The 14,033-nt window shown below is 61.4% G+C and carries 9 protein-coding genes; 7 read left to right on the top strand and 2 right to left on the bottom strand.

Going from position 1 to position 14,033, the window contains the following annotated elements; translation table 11 throughout:
- Positions 1–26: 26 nt before the first annotated feature.
- From ACX2DJ_RS11640 to lpdA, 7 genes are all read left to right on the top strand, one after another.
- The gene (locus ACX2DJ_RS11640) at positions 27–350 is read left to right on the top strand and encodes a hypothetical protein (RefSeq protein ID WP_462572809.1); all 324 of its coding nucleotides are present in this window, start codon (positions 27–29) and stop codon (positions 348–350) included.
- 128 nt (positions 351–478) lie between these two features.
- Positions 479–2,443 carry a putative bifunctional diguanylate cyclase/phosphodiesterase gene (locus ACX2DJ_RS11635; RefSeq protein ID WP_462572808.1) on the top strand — a complete coding sequence of 655 codons (1,965 nt, stop codon included), beginning with the start codon at positions 479–481 and terminating at the stop codon, positions 2,441–2,443.
- A gap of 205 nt (positions 2,444–2,648) precedes the next feature.
- Positions 2,649–3,611, top strand: a complete 963-nt coding sequence (gene mdh, locus ACX2DJ_RS11630; RefSeq protein ID WP_462572807.1) for a malate dehydrogenase — start codon at positions 2,649–2,651, stop codon at positions 3,609–3,611.
- 83 nt (positions 3,612–3,694) lie between these two features.
- A complete protein-coding gene (sucD, locus tag ACX2DJ_RS11625) occupies positions 3,695–4,585 on the top strand; it encodes a succinate--CoA ligase subunit alpha (RefSeq protein WP_462572806.1) in 891 nt (296 codons plus the stop codon).
- A 64-nt stretch (positions 4,586–4,649) separates the two neighbouring features.
- Positions 4,650–7,487 carry a 2-oxoglutarate dehydrogenase E1 component gene (locus ACX2DJ_RS11620; protein WP_462572805.1) on the top strand — a complete coding sequence of 946 codons (2,838 nt, stop codon included), beginning with the start codon at positions 4,650–4,652 and terminating at the stop codon, positions 7,485–7,487.
- Positions 7,488–7,499: 12 nt separating this feature from the next.
- Positions 7,500–8,756 carry a 2-oxoglutarate dehydrogenase complex dihydrolipoyllysine-residue succinyltransferase gene (gene odhB / locus ACX2DJ_RS11615; RefSeq protein ID WP_462572804.1) on the top strand — a complete coding sequence of 419 codons (1,257 nt, stop codon included), beginning with the start codon at positions 7,500–7,502 and terminating at the stop codon, positions 8,754–8,756.
- A 99-nt stretch (positions 8,757–8,855) separates the two neighbouring features.
- Positions 8,856–10,256 (top strand): dihydrolipoyl dehydrogenase, encoded by a 1,401-nt coding sequence (gene lpdA, locus ACX2DJ_RS11610; RefSeq protein ID WP_462572803.1) that lies wholly within the window; start codon positions 8,856–8,858, stop codon positions 10,254–10,256.
- Positions 10,257–10,308: 52 nt separating this feature from the next.
- On the opposite strand, the gene ACX2DJ_RS11605 is transcribed toward lpdA, so the two are convergent.
- Together ACX2DJ_RS11605 and ACX2DJ_RS11600 are read right to left on the bottom strand one after the other, a co-directional pair.
- Positions 10,309–12,123, bottom strand: coding sequence for an SLC13 family permease (locus ACX2DJ_RS11605; protein WP_462572802.1), 1,815 nt, complete (start codon positions 12,121–12,123; stop codon positions 10,309–10,311).
- 115 nt (positions 12,124–12,238) lie between these two features.
- Positions 12,239–13,909: a DUF8614 domain-containing protein gene (locus tag ACX2DJ_RS11600; RefSeq protein ID WP_462572801.1), complete on the bottom strand. Its 1,671-nt coding sequence runs from the start codon at positions 13,907–13,909 to the stop codon at positions 12,239–12,241.
- Positions 13,910–14,033 lie beyond the last annotated feature (124 nt).

The following is a 14,033-nucleotide window of genomic DNA, read 5'->3' as shown; positions in this document are numbered from 1 at the left end:
TGAATTCCCATAACGAGGTCGCCCCCATGCAATCCACTGGCAATGCCGCGCGCAAATTTCGGCGCGGATTGGTCACTCGCCTGCTCGCCAACCGTCCTGTTGCGAGCCCGGCCGCCAATGACAATGTTGACGAGCCGGTCAGCCAGGCCATGCTGGAGGCATCGCTGCGCCACTTTGCCGCACATGGTCTTGGTGCTGCGCGCGCAGCGCGCCATCAAGCGCAGCAGGCCTTTTTTGCCGGTGACCAGGCCGCCTATCACTGGTGGCTGGGCATTTGCCGGCTGCTTGACCGGCGCATGGCGATTATCGCTGCACGCCGATTCGAAACAGCCGCAAAGCCGGGAGGGTGAGCGGACGGCGCGGCGCGCCTCATCAGCCGCCGCCGCACAGCGTTCCGATCCGCGCAGTTTTGCTGCGGTATTTTGGTAAGTGCCGCGTTAACCACTCAGTGACCACTGTACGCTAAACCGGAACGGTGATGGCAAGGTCCGAAACCTTCGGCGCGCTATGCAAGCGCTTCTTTTTCCGTATCCGCAGGGACGATCTGTCCGCGCAGGTACGGCGTACACTTGTCTCAACCCTTTATACCCAGCCCACAAGCCTGGCCATCGGCGCGTTCAACGGCATCGCCTCAACCGCGATCGCCGCCTGGGTATCGGGCATCAACTCGCTCTATATCGGCTGCATTGTCCTGACCGTGATTGCCATGGCGCGCATCACCGCGTCATTTGGGCTTTCCCCCACGGAGCGCAATGTCAGCACGCGCAAGCTCGAACTGGTCTATGAAGTCGGCGCCTTCAGCTATGCCTTCGTGCTCGGTGCGATTGCCGCTCTGGCTTTTATCCTCAAGGCCCCTGGCGAAGTGGAAGTGCTGCTGATCGCCAACGCCACTGGCTATGGCGTAGGTATCTGCGCGCGAAATGCAGGGCGGCCAATAATCGCAATGGGGCAGCTGTTCCTGGTGTGCCTGCCGATCATGCTGGCCGCGCTCTGGATCGGGTCGCTGGCCTATATGGCGCTGTTCTTCACCATGCTGCTGCTGATCCCGGCGATGGCTTCGATCACGTTCAATGTCTTCAAGGTGCTGCGCGATTCCATTGCCGCAGCGGAAACCAGCGCGCGGCTGGCGGACAAGATGCAGGTACTTGCGCGGACCGATGTCGTGACCGGACTTGCCAATCGCGCCGGGCTCAACCACGCCATGATCGAAAGCATGATGGCGCTTGAACCCGAAACGCAGATGGCAATGTTCTGGATCGACCTTGACCGGTTCAAGGAAGTCAATGACCTGCTGGGCCACCCGATCGGTGACCGCGTGCTGCTGGAAGTGGCCAATCGCCTGCGCGACGTGGCCCCCGAAGGATCGACCATCGCCCGCTTCGGCGGTGACGAATTCATTATCTATTGTCCGATCAGCGGGCGCAAGGACGCCGAGCGGCTCGCCAGCGAAGTCCATATCGAGATCATGCGTCCGGTACGGATCGACAATTCACGGCTTGATGTGCGCGCATCGCTGGGCGTGGCGCTGATGCCCGAGGATGCGGAGGATATCGACGCGCTGATGCAGCGCGCCGATCTGGCACTCTACCATGCCAAGGTGGCGGGCCGCTCGCAGACCAGCTTCTTCATATCTTCGATGACCCGCGAACTGGTGCGGCGGCGCGAAATCGAAGGCGAACTGCGCGCCGCACTTACGCGTGACGAGTTGTCAATCTACTTCCAGCCGATTGTCGACCTCGAAACCGGCAAGATCCGCTCATTCGAAGCGTTGGTGCGCTGGTTCCACCCTGAAAAGGGTGAACTGCGCCCGGACGAATTCATCCCGGTGGCGGAAGAAACCGGTGTGATCGTGACGCTGGGCAACTGGATCACCGCGCAGGCCGCCCGCGCGGCTGCCCAATGGCCCGATGACGTCAGCCTGGCGGTCAACCTCTCGCCGCTGCAAATCCGTGCGCCGGGTGCAGCACTGGGCATCCTCAACGCACTGCGCGAGGCCGGGCTCGATCCCAGGCGACTCGAACTCGAAGTGACTGAAAGCCTGTTCGTCGACGACAATCACGCCACTGCGGACTTCATTCATGAACTGGCAAGCCGCGGCGTGCGCTTTGCGCTCGACGACTTCGGCACCGGCTATTCCTCGCTGGGCTATATCCACACCTTCCCTTTCTCGAAGATCAAGGTCGACCGCAGCTTCGTGTCTGGCCCCAATGTCGGCAGGAAGAGCGAGGCGATCATCCGTGCGGTGGCCGAAATGGGTGCGCAGCTCGATATGGAGATCGTCGCCGAAGGGATCGAGACGATCGAACAGGTCAACGCCGTGCGCCGCGCCGGCTGTACGCTGGGCCAGGGTTACTACTTCAGCCGCGCCGTGCCCGATTACCTTGCCGCCATGCTGCTGGCGCAAGAGCGCGACGAAACCATACCTTCGCGCCATATCGCCTGAGCAGCGCACGCTTATCGTTATTGCAAATCAATTGCAAAGATAAGTACCCAAGCTAGCCTTTTCACGGTTGATTTCGCGCGTACAGCGGCCTAGGCCGAGCTGGAAACGCCAGGCGACTTTCCTTCTGGGAAGCAGGGGAACGCGCCGCATATGGCCACGGCTGTTCGCGCGTCACGCGCAAAGAGGAAAGGACCTCCCCCCCACCATGGCACGCAAGAAGATCGCCCTTATCGGCGCCGGCATGATCGGCGGCACCCTCGCCCATCTCGCAGCGAAGAAGGAAATGGGCGACATCGTCCTGTTCGACATCGCTGAAGGCATGCCGCAGGGCAAGGCACTGGACCTCAGCCAGTGCGGCCCGATCGAAGGGTTCGACGCCCAGATCAAGGGCACCAATGACTATGCCGACATCGCGGGCGCAGATGTGGTGATCGTCACCGCCGGTGTGCCGCGCAAGCCGGGCATGAGCCGCGACGATCTGCTCGGCATCAACCTCAAGGTGATGAAGGCCGTCGGTGAAGGCATCAGGAACCACGCGCCTGACGCATTCGTGATCTGCATCACCAACCCATTGGACGCGATGGTGTGGGCGCTGCGCGAATTTTCCGGCCTGCCCCATAACAAGGTCGTCGGCATGGCCGGCGTGCTGGACTCGGCGCGTTTTGCCACCTTCCTCGCGTGGGAATTCGGCGTTTCGGTGCGCGATGTGAATGCCTTCGTGCTTGGCGGCCACGGCGATACCATGGTGCCGGTGCTGAGCTACTCGACCATTTCGGGCATCCCGGTGCATGACCTTGCCAAGATCAGGGGCGTAAACCCCGCCCGCCTCGACGAGATCGTGGCGCGCACCCGCTCAGGCGGCGGCGAGATCGTTGGCCTGCTCAAGACCGGATCGGCCTATTATGCGCCCGCCACCAGCGCCATCGCCATGGCTGAAGCCTATCTGGGCGATCAGAAGCGCATCATCCCCTGCGCCGCCTATGTCACCGGCAAATATGGCCTTGAGGGCCTCTACGTTGGCGTGCCTGCGGTGATCGGCGCGAACGGCATCGAGGACGTGGTCGAGATCGAGTTGAGCGACGAAGAGAAAGCGAACCTCGGCGTCAGCGTCGATGCGGTCAAGGAACTGCTCGAGGCGTGCAAGGCGCTGGACGAAAGCCTGAAATAGGTGCCGTCACCCCGGCGCAGGCCGGGGTCTCGCGCGGCTAGAGGGGCCGGCTTGGGCTGGCACGACGGAGAAGGACTGATTGAATGAGCATCCTCGTAAACAAAGACACCAAGGTCATCACGCAAGGCATGACCGGTGAAACCGGCACTTTCCACACGCAGCAGGCGCTGGCATATGGCACGCAGATGGTTGCGGGCGTGACCCCCGGCAAGGGCGGCACCACGCATATCGACCTGCCGGTTTATGACACCGTTGCCGAGGCGCGGAAGGCCACCGGCGCCACCGCCAGCTGCATCTACGTGCCGCCGCCCTTCGCGGCGGATTCCATCCTCGAAGCAATCGACGCCGAGATGGAACTGATCGTCTGCATCACCGAGGGTATTCCGGTGCTCGACATGGTCCGCGTCAAGCGCGCGCTGACCGGCAGCAAGAGCCGCCTGATCGGCCCCAACTGCCCCGGCGTGCTGACACCCAATGAATGCAAGATCGGCATCATGCCCGCCAACATCTTCAAGAAGGGCAGCGTCGGCATCGTCAGCCGTTCGGGCACGCTGACCTATGAAGCCGTGCACCAAACCACCATGGTCGGCCTGGGCCAATCGACCGCGGTCGGCATTGGCGGCGATCCGGTCAACGGCACCAACTTCATCGACGTGCTCGACCTGTTCCTTTCCGATGACGAGACCAAGAGCATCATCATGATCGGCGAAATCGGCGGCAGCGCCGAGGAAGAAGCCGCCGAATTCATCAAGGCCGAGCGCGCCAAGGGCCGCAGCAAGCCGATGGTCGGCTTCATCGCCGGGCGCACCGCCCCTCCGGGCCGCCGCATGGGCCACGCCGGCGCGATCGTTTCCGGCGGACAGGGCGGCGCGGATGACAAGATCGCCGCGATGGAAGCCGCGGGCATCCGTGTCAGCCCCTCGCCCAGCGAGCTCGGCACAACGCTGGATGCGCTGCTCAAGGAACTGGTGTGATCGTTTCGGAAATTGTGAGTCCCGGCGAAGGCTGGGGCTTGTGAGAGTTTCGTGAGAAAGAGCCATGGGTAACGAGAACCACGATTTCCTGCCCGAGCTGGGCGATCAGGACGGTCCGCAACCCGGGCCGAGCTGGGCCAACCCGCGCTGGCTGGAAACAGTGGCAGATGCAGGCGCAGACCTGACCTCCGCGCTTGATCCCACCATGCTCAAGCAAGCGGTCGCGCAGGCTGCGGCGAAAGCGGGCAAGCCGACCGATCCCAAGGCGATCGAGCAGGCGGCGGACGATTCAATCCGCGCGATGTTGCTGGTGCGGCTCTATCGCGTGCGTGGACACATGGCCGCCGATCTCGATCCGCTGGGCCTGCATGCGGCCAACATGCCGGAAGACCTCACGCTCGAATGGCACGGCTTTGCCGGGCAGGAGGACCGCGAGGTCTATGTCGGCGGAGTGTTCGGTTTCGACTGGGTGACCGTGGGCGAACTGCACAAGGCGCTGCTCAGCACCTATTGCGGCAAGGTCGGGCTCGAATACATGCACATCGCCGACACTGAAGAGCGGCGCTTCCTGCAGGACAAGTTCGAAAGCCCCGGCGAAACGATCCAGTTCACCGAAGAAGGCAAGCGCGCCATACTGCAGGCGGTGATCCGCGGCGAACAGTATGAGGAATTCCTCGGCAAGAAATATGTCGGCACCAAGCGCTTCGGGCTGGATGGCGGCGAGAGCATGATCCCCGCGCTTGAGGCAGTGATCAAATATGGCGGCACGCTGGGCGTGCGCGAGATCATCTATGGCATGGCGCACCGCGGGCGCCTCAACGTGCTCGCGAACGTGATGGGCAAGCCCTACAAGGTGATCTTCCACGAATTCTCCGGCGGCAGCGCCAGCCCGGAAGATGTCGGCGGCTCGGGCGATGTGAAGTACCACCTTGGCACCAGCACCGACCGCGAATTCGACGGTATCGAAGTGCATATGAGCCTCGTGCCCAATCCCTCGCACCTCGAAGCGGTCGATCCCGTGGTGCTGGGCAAGGCCCGCGCGCAGCAGGCAATCCGCGACGATCTGAGCAAGCACGAACAGGTGCTGCCGGTGCTGATCCACGGCGATGCGGCCTTCGCGGGCCAGGGCGTGGTGTGGGAATGCCTGGGCATGTCGGGCGTGCCCGGTTACAACACCGGCGGCTGCCTGCACTTCATCATCAACAACCAGATCGGCTTCACCACCGCGCCCAAGTTCTCACGCGGGTCGCCCTACCCGTCTGACGTTGCCAAGGGCGTCCAGGCACCGATCCTGCACGTCAATGGCGACGATCCCGAAGCGGTCACCTTCGCCTGCAAGCTGGCGATCGACTATCGCCAGACCTTCAAACGCGACATCGTGATCGACATGTGGTGCTATCGCCGCTTCGGGCACAATGAAGGCGACGAGCCGAAATTCACCCAGCCGCTGATGTATGACGCGATCCGCCAGCACCCCAAGGTGAGCTCGATCTACGCCGACCGGCTGATCGAGGAAGGCGTGATCGAAAAGGGCTATGCTCCCCAGCTGCGCGACGAATTCATCGCCCAACTGGATGAGGAATTCGAGGCCGCCAAGAGCTATCAGCCCAACCATGCCGACTGGTTCGGGGGGCGCTGGGCGGGCCTCAACAAGCCGGCCGATCCCGAAGGCGCGCGGCGCAATGTCGAAACCGCGATCGAGAAAAAGCTGTTCGACAGCATTGGCCGCACGATAACCACCATCCCCGACGATCTCGAAGCGCACAAGACGCTGCGCCGCGTGATCGATGGGCGGGCCGAAATGTTCAAGCAAGGCGAGGGGTTCGACTGGGCCACCGCGGAAATGCTCGCTTTCGGTAGCCTGGTAACCGAGGGCTTCGGCGTGCGCCTGTCCGGCCAGGATTCCGGCCGCGGCACCTTCAGCCAGCGCCACGCGGTGTGGGTGGACCAGAAGAGCGAAGAGAAATACATCCCGCTATGCCAGCTGCCGCATGGCAAGTTCGAGGTCTATGACAGCCCCTTGAGCGAATATGGCGTGCTCGGCTTCGAATATGGCTTTGCCATGGCCGATCCCAAAACGCTGGTTTTGTGGGAAGCGCAGTTTGGCGATTTCGCCAATGGCGCACAGATCATGATCGACCAGTTCATCGCCAGCGGTGAGGCCAAATGGCTGCGCGCCAACGGGTTGGTGATGCTGCTGCCGCATGGCTATGAGGGCCAGGGGCCGGAACACAGCTCGGCCCGGCTCGAACGCTTCCTGCAGCTGTGCGCCAATGACAATATCCAGGTCTGCAACATCACCACGCCGGCGAACTATTTTCACGTGCTGCGCCGCCAGATGCTGCGCCCGTTCCGCAAGCCGCTGATCATCATGACGCCCAAGAGCCTGCTGCGCCATCCCAAGGCGAAAAGCAGTGCCGACGAGTTCATGCGCGAGCAGCACTTCATGCGCATCAAGTCCGATCTGCAAAAGATCGATGACGAGAAAGTGCATCGCCTGGTGCTGTGCAGCGGCAAGGTTGCCTATGACCTGATGGAGAAGCGCGACGAGGAAGGGCTGGATGACGTTTCGATCGTGCGGATCGAACAGCTCTATCCTTTCCCCGGCGAAGCGCTGAGCGTACGGCTCAAGCGCATGAGCAATCTGGAACAGGTCATCTGGTGCCAGGAAGAACCGAAGAACAGCGGCGCTTGGTACTTTGTCGAAAGCCAGATCGAGGAAGCGCTGACCAATGCCGGGCATCAGGGCATGCGCCCGCGCTATGTCGGGCGCGACGCTTCCGCTTCGCCTGCCACCGGCCTGGCCAAACGGCATCAGCAGCAGCAGGAGGCGCTGGTCGCCGCTGCGCTGGGGCTCGATGGCGCCGCCAATTCCACCAAATCCCCCAAGAAGAAGGGCTGAGGAAACAAGCACATGGCCACTGAAATCAAGGTTCCCGCATTGGGCGAATCGGTCACCGAGGCAACCCTCGGCGAATGGCTCAAGCAGCCCGGCGACAGCGTTGCCGCCGATGAGCCGATCGCCAGCCTCGAAACCGACAAGGTCGCGGTTGACGTGCCCTCGCCCGTCGCCGGAGTGATCGGCGAGCACAAGGTCAAGGTTGGCGATACGGTCGAAGTCGGCGCGATAATCGCGACGGTTGAAGAAGGCGAAGGCGCACCAGCCAAGAAGGCGGAGAGCAAGGAAGAAACCGCCAAGCCGGCCGAGAAAGAAAAGAGCGCGGCCTCGAAGGCCAAGGAAGACACGGAAAGCAGCGGCGACGCAGTCACCATGTCCCCTGCGGTGCGCCGTGCGGTGCTCGAGCACGGGGTCGATCCCACCACGATCAAGGGCACCGGCAAGGATGGCCGCTTGACCAAGGAAGATGTGCTGGAAGCAGCCAAGAGCAAAGGCGCTTCGACAAGCTCAGCGCGAGCGGATGTTGCGCAAAGTCCCGCTCATCCTGAGCCTGTCGAAGGACGAGCGGGCACCCGCAAGGAAGAACGCGTCAAGATGACGCGCATGCGCCAGACCATCGCCAGGCGGCTCAAGAGCGCGCAGGACAATGCCGCGCTGCTCACCACTTTCAACGATTGCGACATGTCGGCGGTGATCGAGGCGCGCAACCGTTACAAGGATACCTTCGCCAAGAAGCACGATGTGCGGCTGGGCTTCATGGGCTTCTTCGCCAAGGCTGCCTGCCTGGCGCTGAAGGATGTGCCTTCGGTCAATGCCTATATCGAGGGTGACGAGATCGTGTACCACGACTATGTCGATATCTCGGTCGCGGTCTCGGCCCCCAACGGCCTCGTCGTGCCGGTGGTGCGCGATGCCGACAGGAAGGGCTTCGCGCAGATCGAGAAGGATATTGCCGATTTCGGCCAGCGCGCCAAGGAAGGCACGCTGACCATGGAAGACATGAGCGGCGGCACTTTCACCATCTCGAACGGCGGCGTATTCGGATCGCTGATGTCGACCCCGATCATCAACCCGCCGCAAAGCGCGGTGCTGGGCCTGCACCGGATCGACGAGCGCCCTGTGGTGGTGAATGGCGAGATCGTGATCCGCCCGATGATGTATATCGCGCTGAGCTATGATCACCGGTTGATCGACGGGCGCGAGGCGGTGACCGCACTCAAGATCATCAAGGAAGCGATCGAGGATCCCACGCGGATGCTGATCGATTTGTGATTTGATAGCTACCCTTCGTCATTCCCGCGAAAGCGGGAATCCATATGCGAAGGGCGCCAATTGGATCCCCGCTTTCGCGGGGATGACGAGAGAAGAAACATGAGCAAGGATTTTGACTACGACGTCCTCATCATCGGTGCCGGCCCCGGCGGCTATGTCGCGGCGATCCGCGCGGCGCAGCTGGGCCTGAAAACCGCCTGCGTGGAAGATCGCGCAACGCTGGGCGGCACCTGCCTCAACGTCGGCTGCATCCCGTCGAAGGCGATGCTGCATGCGTCGGAATATTTCGACGCAGCCGCCAATGGCAAGATGGCGAGCATGGGCGTGGAAGTGACGCCGAAGCTCAACCTCGACAAGATGCATGGCCAGCGCCGCGATGCGGTGAAGGGGCTGACCGGCGGCATCGAGTTCCTGTTCAAGAAGAACAAGGTCGACTGGAAGAAGGGCTACGCCAGCTTCCAGGATGCGCACACCGTCAAAATCGGTGACGAGACCGTCACGGCCAAGGATATCGTGATCGCCACCGGCTCCTCGGTTACCCCGCTCCCTGGTGTCGAGATCGACAACGACAAGGGCGTGGTGGTCGATTCCACCGGCGCGCTCGAACTGCCGAAGGTGCCCAAGAACATGGTGGTGATCGGCGGCGGCGTGATCGGGCTCGAGCTTGGCAGCGTATGGCGGCGGCTGGGCGCCGAGGTCACTGTGGTCGAATTTCTCGACCAGATCCTGCCCGGCATGGACGGCGATGTGCGCAAGGAAGCGCACAAGATATTCAGGAAACAGGGGATCAGTTTCAAGCTCTCAACCAAGGTCACCGGCGTGACGGTCAAGGGCAAGAAGGCCACGCTAACGCTCGAACCGGCTGCCGGCGGCGATGAAGAAAAGCTCGAGGCCGATTGCGTGCTGGTTTCGATCGGACGGCGGCCCAATACAGAAGGGCTGGGCCTCGAGAACATCGGGTTGGAAACCAATGATCGCGGACAGATCGAGACCGATCACGAATTCCGCACCTCGGTCGAGGGTGTATGGGCGGTAGGCGATGTGATCCCCGGCCCCATGCTGGCGCACAAGGCCGAGGATGAAGGTATCGCGGTGGCGGAAAACATCGCTGGTGAAACCGGCATTGTGAACCACGATGTGATCCCCAGCGTGGTCTATACCATGCCCGAGATTGCAGGGGTTGGCCTGACCGAGGAGCAGGCGAAGGAAAAGGGCGAAATCAAGGTTGGCAAGTTCCCGATGCTGGCCAACAGCCGGGCCAAGACCAATCACGAACCTGACGGTTTCGTGAAGGTGATAGCCGATGCCAAAACCGACCGCGTGCTGGGCGTTTGGGCGATCGCCAGCGTGGCCGGCACGATGATCGCCGAAGCTGCGATTGCCATGGAATTCGGCGCGACCTCAGAGGATATCGCCTATACCTGCCACGCCCATCCGACCCATCCCGAAGCCACCAAGGAAGCGGCGATGGCGGTGCGGGGGAAACCTATTCACATTTAGGCCGATCCAAATGTGAAACGGCGCCTTGGCCAGAGCCAGGGCAGCTTTGGATTTAACCCAAGAAAACCAGATTGATCCCGAAACACACTGCAATTCCGACCACGATATTCATGGGCAAGCCAACCTTCACAAAATCCATGAAGCGATAATTCGCGGCGCCGTAGACCAGCGTATTGGTCTGGTAGCCGATCGGTGTCGCAAAACTGGCGCTTGCACCAAACATCACTGCGACGACCAGCGGGCGCGGATCGACTCCCAGCGCACTGGCAAGGCCAATCGCAATAGGTGTCATGATAACCGCCACAGCATTATTGGTCACTATTTCGGTCAGAATGCTTGTAACCGCATAAACCGCTATCAGCAAAAAAAGTGGCGACAGGGTAGCAAGCAATGGCAGCAAGCCGGATACAATCAGATCGACGGTTCCGGCATTCTCAAGCCCTTTCCCGAACGCGAGCATACCGAAGATCAGGACGAGCGTGTTGCCGTCGATCGAACTCCAGGCATCTTCCGGCTCAAGGCACCTCAAGAGCAGAACCACCCCTGCCCCGGCAAGGGCCAAGGCAGAAATGGGCAAGTTGAACAGAGCGGCGAGAATGACGACCCCGGCAAGGGTAGCGATAGCTATGGGGGCCTTTGTGCGGCGGAACGCCCTGACGGATGCCTTGCTTACGTCGACCAGCCCGGCATTTGTCTGCAACGCCTGCGCGGCGTCATTCCCCGCGGCAATCAAGAGCCGGTCACCTGCTCTCACCCGCACATTGGCGAGATCGGGCCCTGCAAGATGGCGCGGCCTGGCAAGGCCCAGCACACGTACCTTCAAACGCGATAGAAGCGGGATATCCGCCAGCCTTCGCCCGATGATGGGATGCGTGGGCGAGATAACAGCCTGAACAAGCCGCAAATCCTCTGGCCGTCCGGTTCCGGCCGTCGCCACTCCGCCGCCAACACCCATCAGGCCCGTCCGAAAGTCATGCGCTTCAGCGAGAGAAGCCAGTTCAACGGGACTGGCGGCAACAATCAGCTGGTCGCCGCCTCTCAATTTCCACTTATCGAATCCCCGACGTTCGATAGTCTTGCCGCGCTGGACCCCCAGCAATCGCAGGCCTGGTCTGCGGAACAGGCTGATTTCGCCGATTTTGCGATCAACGTAATCGCTGCCCGATGTGAGCGTGAGATGCGAAAGAAACGTGTCACTTTCGCCCTGTTCGTCAAGACTATGCGCAGGACGGTCGGGCAACAGGAACTTTCCTGTCAGGACCAACAGCAGCACGCCTGCGGACGCGGCAAAAATGCCGACAATGGTGATCTCGAAAATACCGAAGGCTTCAAGCCCCTGCTCCTGTGCAACGCCATCCACCAGCAAGTTGGTTGAAGTTCCTATCAGTGTCAGCGTGCCGCCAAGGATCGAGATATAGGACAAGGGAATAAGCAAGCGCGTTGCGGCAACGCCAATTACACGAGCAAGACGCTGTATGATCGGGATCATGACCATCACCACAGGAGTGTTGTTCATGAAGGCAGAAGCAAGCATTGTTCCGCCGCCGATTTCCGCGATCGCCAGACGGGGCTTGCGTAGCGTGCGGCGGATCACCCAGCCTGAAACCTCTTCAAGAGCCCCGGTGCGCAGCAGAGCTCCGCTGAGCACGAACATGGCCGCAATCGTAATGGGCGCGGAATTGCTGAAAACGCCGAGCAGCTCAGCGGGAGAGAGAAAACCCGCAGCCATCATAAGCAGCCCGCCAATGATCGCAACAACCACCGGCGGCCTGCGCTCGAACGCAAAGGCGGCAAGCATTGCGATCAGAAGAAATAGCCCCGCGTAGGGCGCAGCTGCGGGCAACATGCTGCTTATCAGCTCAACCATAAGCCTGCCTTTGCGTTGCGGCTGAACGGCTTGCCAGAATTATTTTCAAGCTTCGGCCTGATTTCGCACATTACGGGCGAGGATGCCTCAACACCCCTTCGCCGCAGTGCGCCTTTCAGACCCCATTCGGATAGACCGGCAGGATATCGACCGGGATGGCGTCCATCCGCGCAATGGCCTGGCGCGCATGCTCATCGAGACGGGCATATTTGGCAAAGAACGCCTTCACGCCATCGTAATCGCCCGTGGCCTGAAGCATCAGCTCCTTGTTGAGCAGGCTTTTGATGCCCGCTTCCATCTTCACCGGATCGATCACAAAATGGCCCTGCGCCGCGTCCCAGCGGAATGCGCCGTAGTCCTTGAGATAGCCATATTGCAGCGCCGAACCATTGCCATGTGCGCTTTCGGTGCCGAAGCGGACCGAACGGAATATGCCGGCGAAATAGGTCGCGAACAGCTGGTCCTTTTCTGCCGCGGGCAATTCACCGCGCTCCATCATGTAAAGGATGTTCCACACGCCCATCAAATCGGCCTTTGATTCCTCGAGCTGCGAATACTGATCCTTCAGTTCCTCGTTCACCGTGGTCTTGCGGCCGTCAACCGTGATCGTGCCCGGCCCCAGACTGTGCGAAAGCTCGTGGAACAGCGTTTCGAGCTGCATATATTTCTTCACCACCAGCGGGGCCTGCGCGTCGCTCAGCACGACATCGGCAATCGGATCGAGGATGCGATCGAACTTGGCGCCCAGCACGTTCGACAGGATCACCTTCTTCGCGCCCTTGGCCTCGCGCACGCGCTCGTCATTGGGCAGGTTGAAAGCGATCGTTTGCACGCCCGGAACATTGTCACCGCCGCCCTGGACCTGGTCCGCCACCGCAATCGGGCTGGCAAATCCGCGCTGGAAATTCTTGTGCTCGTCGGGGATCGGCAGGTTGGCCTCCATGTCGCGGAGATAACCCTTGTATTTGTCAAGCGCGGCGGAAGCTTCGGGATCCTTCAGCGTCACGAAGCTCTCGAACGCGGTCTTCTTGCCATAAAGCCGGTCAGTATAAACCTCATAAGGCCCGATCGCGACTTCGATCGGCGTGCCTTCCAGGTCCATCCAGGCCAGCTCGCTCTCGAAGTAATCGTCGGTCAGGAAAGCCTTGGCGCGCAGCGACAGGAATTTCTTCAGGCTGGGATTGCTCGTCACCTGTGATGCTTGCTCCAGCAGGCGCGCGGCGGGCACCAGCCACTGCGCATAAGCCTGCGAATAGGGCACGGCGATCAGCCGGTCGCCTTGTCGGCGTACCACAGTATAGTCGCTGGTAAGCGCCGCCGCCTCATCCGGATGCGCCGCGAGATAGGCATCGAATTCTGCGCGCGTGAGATCGGCGGGATAGAAACCGGCACCCAGCGGCATTTCCTCTGCCCCCCAGAAGGGGTGGAGCTCGGCCAGTTCGTCCCATGGGCCGAAGTTGCGATCGAACATGGCCAGCAGCAAATCCCGGTCAGCGCGGCGATTGTTGGCAACCGCGCTGCGGGCCTGATCGTAATTCACCAGCCGCTGGCGCTTGTAGATCTCGCTCATATAGCCTGACGCTTCGATCAGCAGATTGACCACCTGCCGCTCCTCTGCGCTGAGATAGCTGGTGTCGGGCGCCATCTCGACCACGGCATGCTTGCCCATCTGCGCGCGCAGATCATAGGCGGGTGCAGTTGCGGCGGCGGTTTCAACCGGCGCTTCTGGCGCAACAGTGGCGCAGGCGGCGGTGGCAAGCAGCAGGGGAAGTATCGCGATGCGCATGGAAATCCTCGATTGGTTTTCGTGCCCTTGGGTAAACGCCCATTAAGCGCATGGCCGGGGTGAATGCAATTGCCACCAATTGCACCGGCCCCATTGACGCGCTGGCAGGCGCACAGCATCAAGC

The sequence above is a fragment of the Altererythrobacter chaiwopuensis genome (assembly GCF_054957755.1).
The sequence above is the reverse complement of the archived record's forward strand: the minus strand, read 5'-3'. Positions and strand labels throughout refer to the sequence as shown.

Bases quoted from the DNA above. Each gene is read 5' to 3' on its own strand.
- ACX2DJ_RS11640 (WP_462572809.1), top strand. From the start codon at position 27: ATGCAATCCACTGGCAATGCCGCGCGCAAATTTCGGCGCGGATTGGTC.
- ACX2DJ_RS11635 (WP_462572808.1), top strand. From the start codon at position 479: ATGGCAAGGTCCGAAACCTTCGGCGCGCTATGCAAGCGCTTCTTTTTC.
- mdh (WP_462572807.1), top strand. From the start codon at position 2,649: ATGGCACGCAAGAAGATCGCCCTTATCGGCGCCGGCATGATCGGCGGC.
- sucD (WP_462572806.1), top strand. From the start codon at position 3,695: ATGAGCATCCTCGTAAACAAAGACACCAAGGTCATCACGCAAGGCATG.
- ACX2DJ_RS11620 (WP_462572805.1), top strand. From the start codon at position 4,650: ATGGGTAACGAGAACCACGATTTCCTGCCCGAGCTGGGCGATCAGGAC.
- odhB (WP_462572804.1), top strand. From the start codon at position 7,500: ATGGCCACTGAAATCAAGGTTCCCGCATTGGGCGAATCGGTCACCGAG.
- lpdA (WP_462572803.1), top strand. From the start codon at position 8,856: ATGAGCAAGGATTTTGACTACGACGTCCTCATCATCGGTGCCGGCCCC.
- ACX2DJ_RS11605 (WP_462572802.1), bottom strand. From the start codon at position 12,123: ATGGTTGAGCTGATAAGCAGCATGTTGCCCGCAGCTGCGCCCTACGCG.
- ACX2DJ_RS11600 (WP_462572801.1), bottom strand. From the start codon at position 13,909: ATGCGCATCGCGATACTTCCCCTGCTGCTTGCCACCGCCGCCTGCGCC.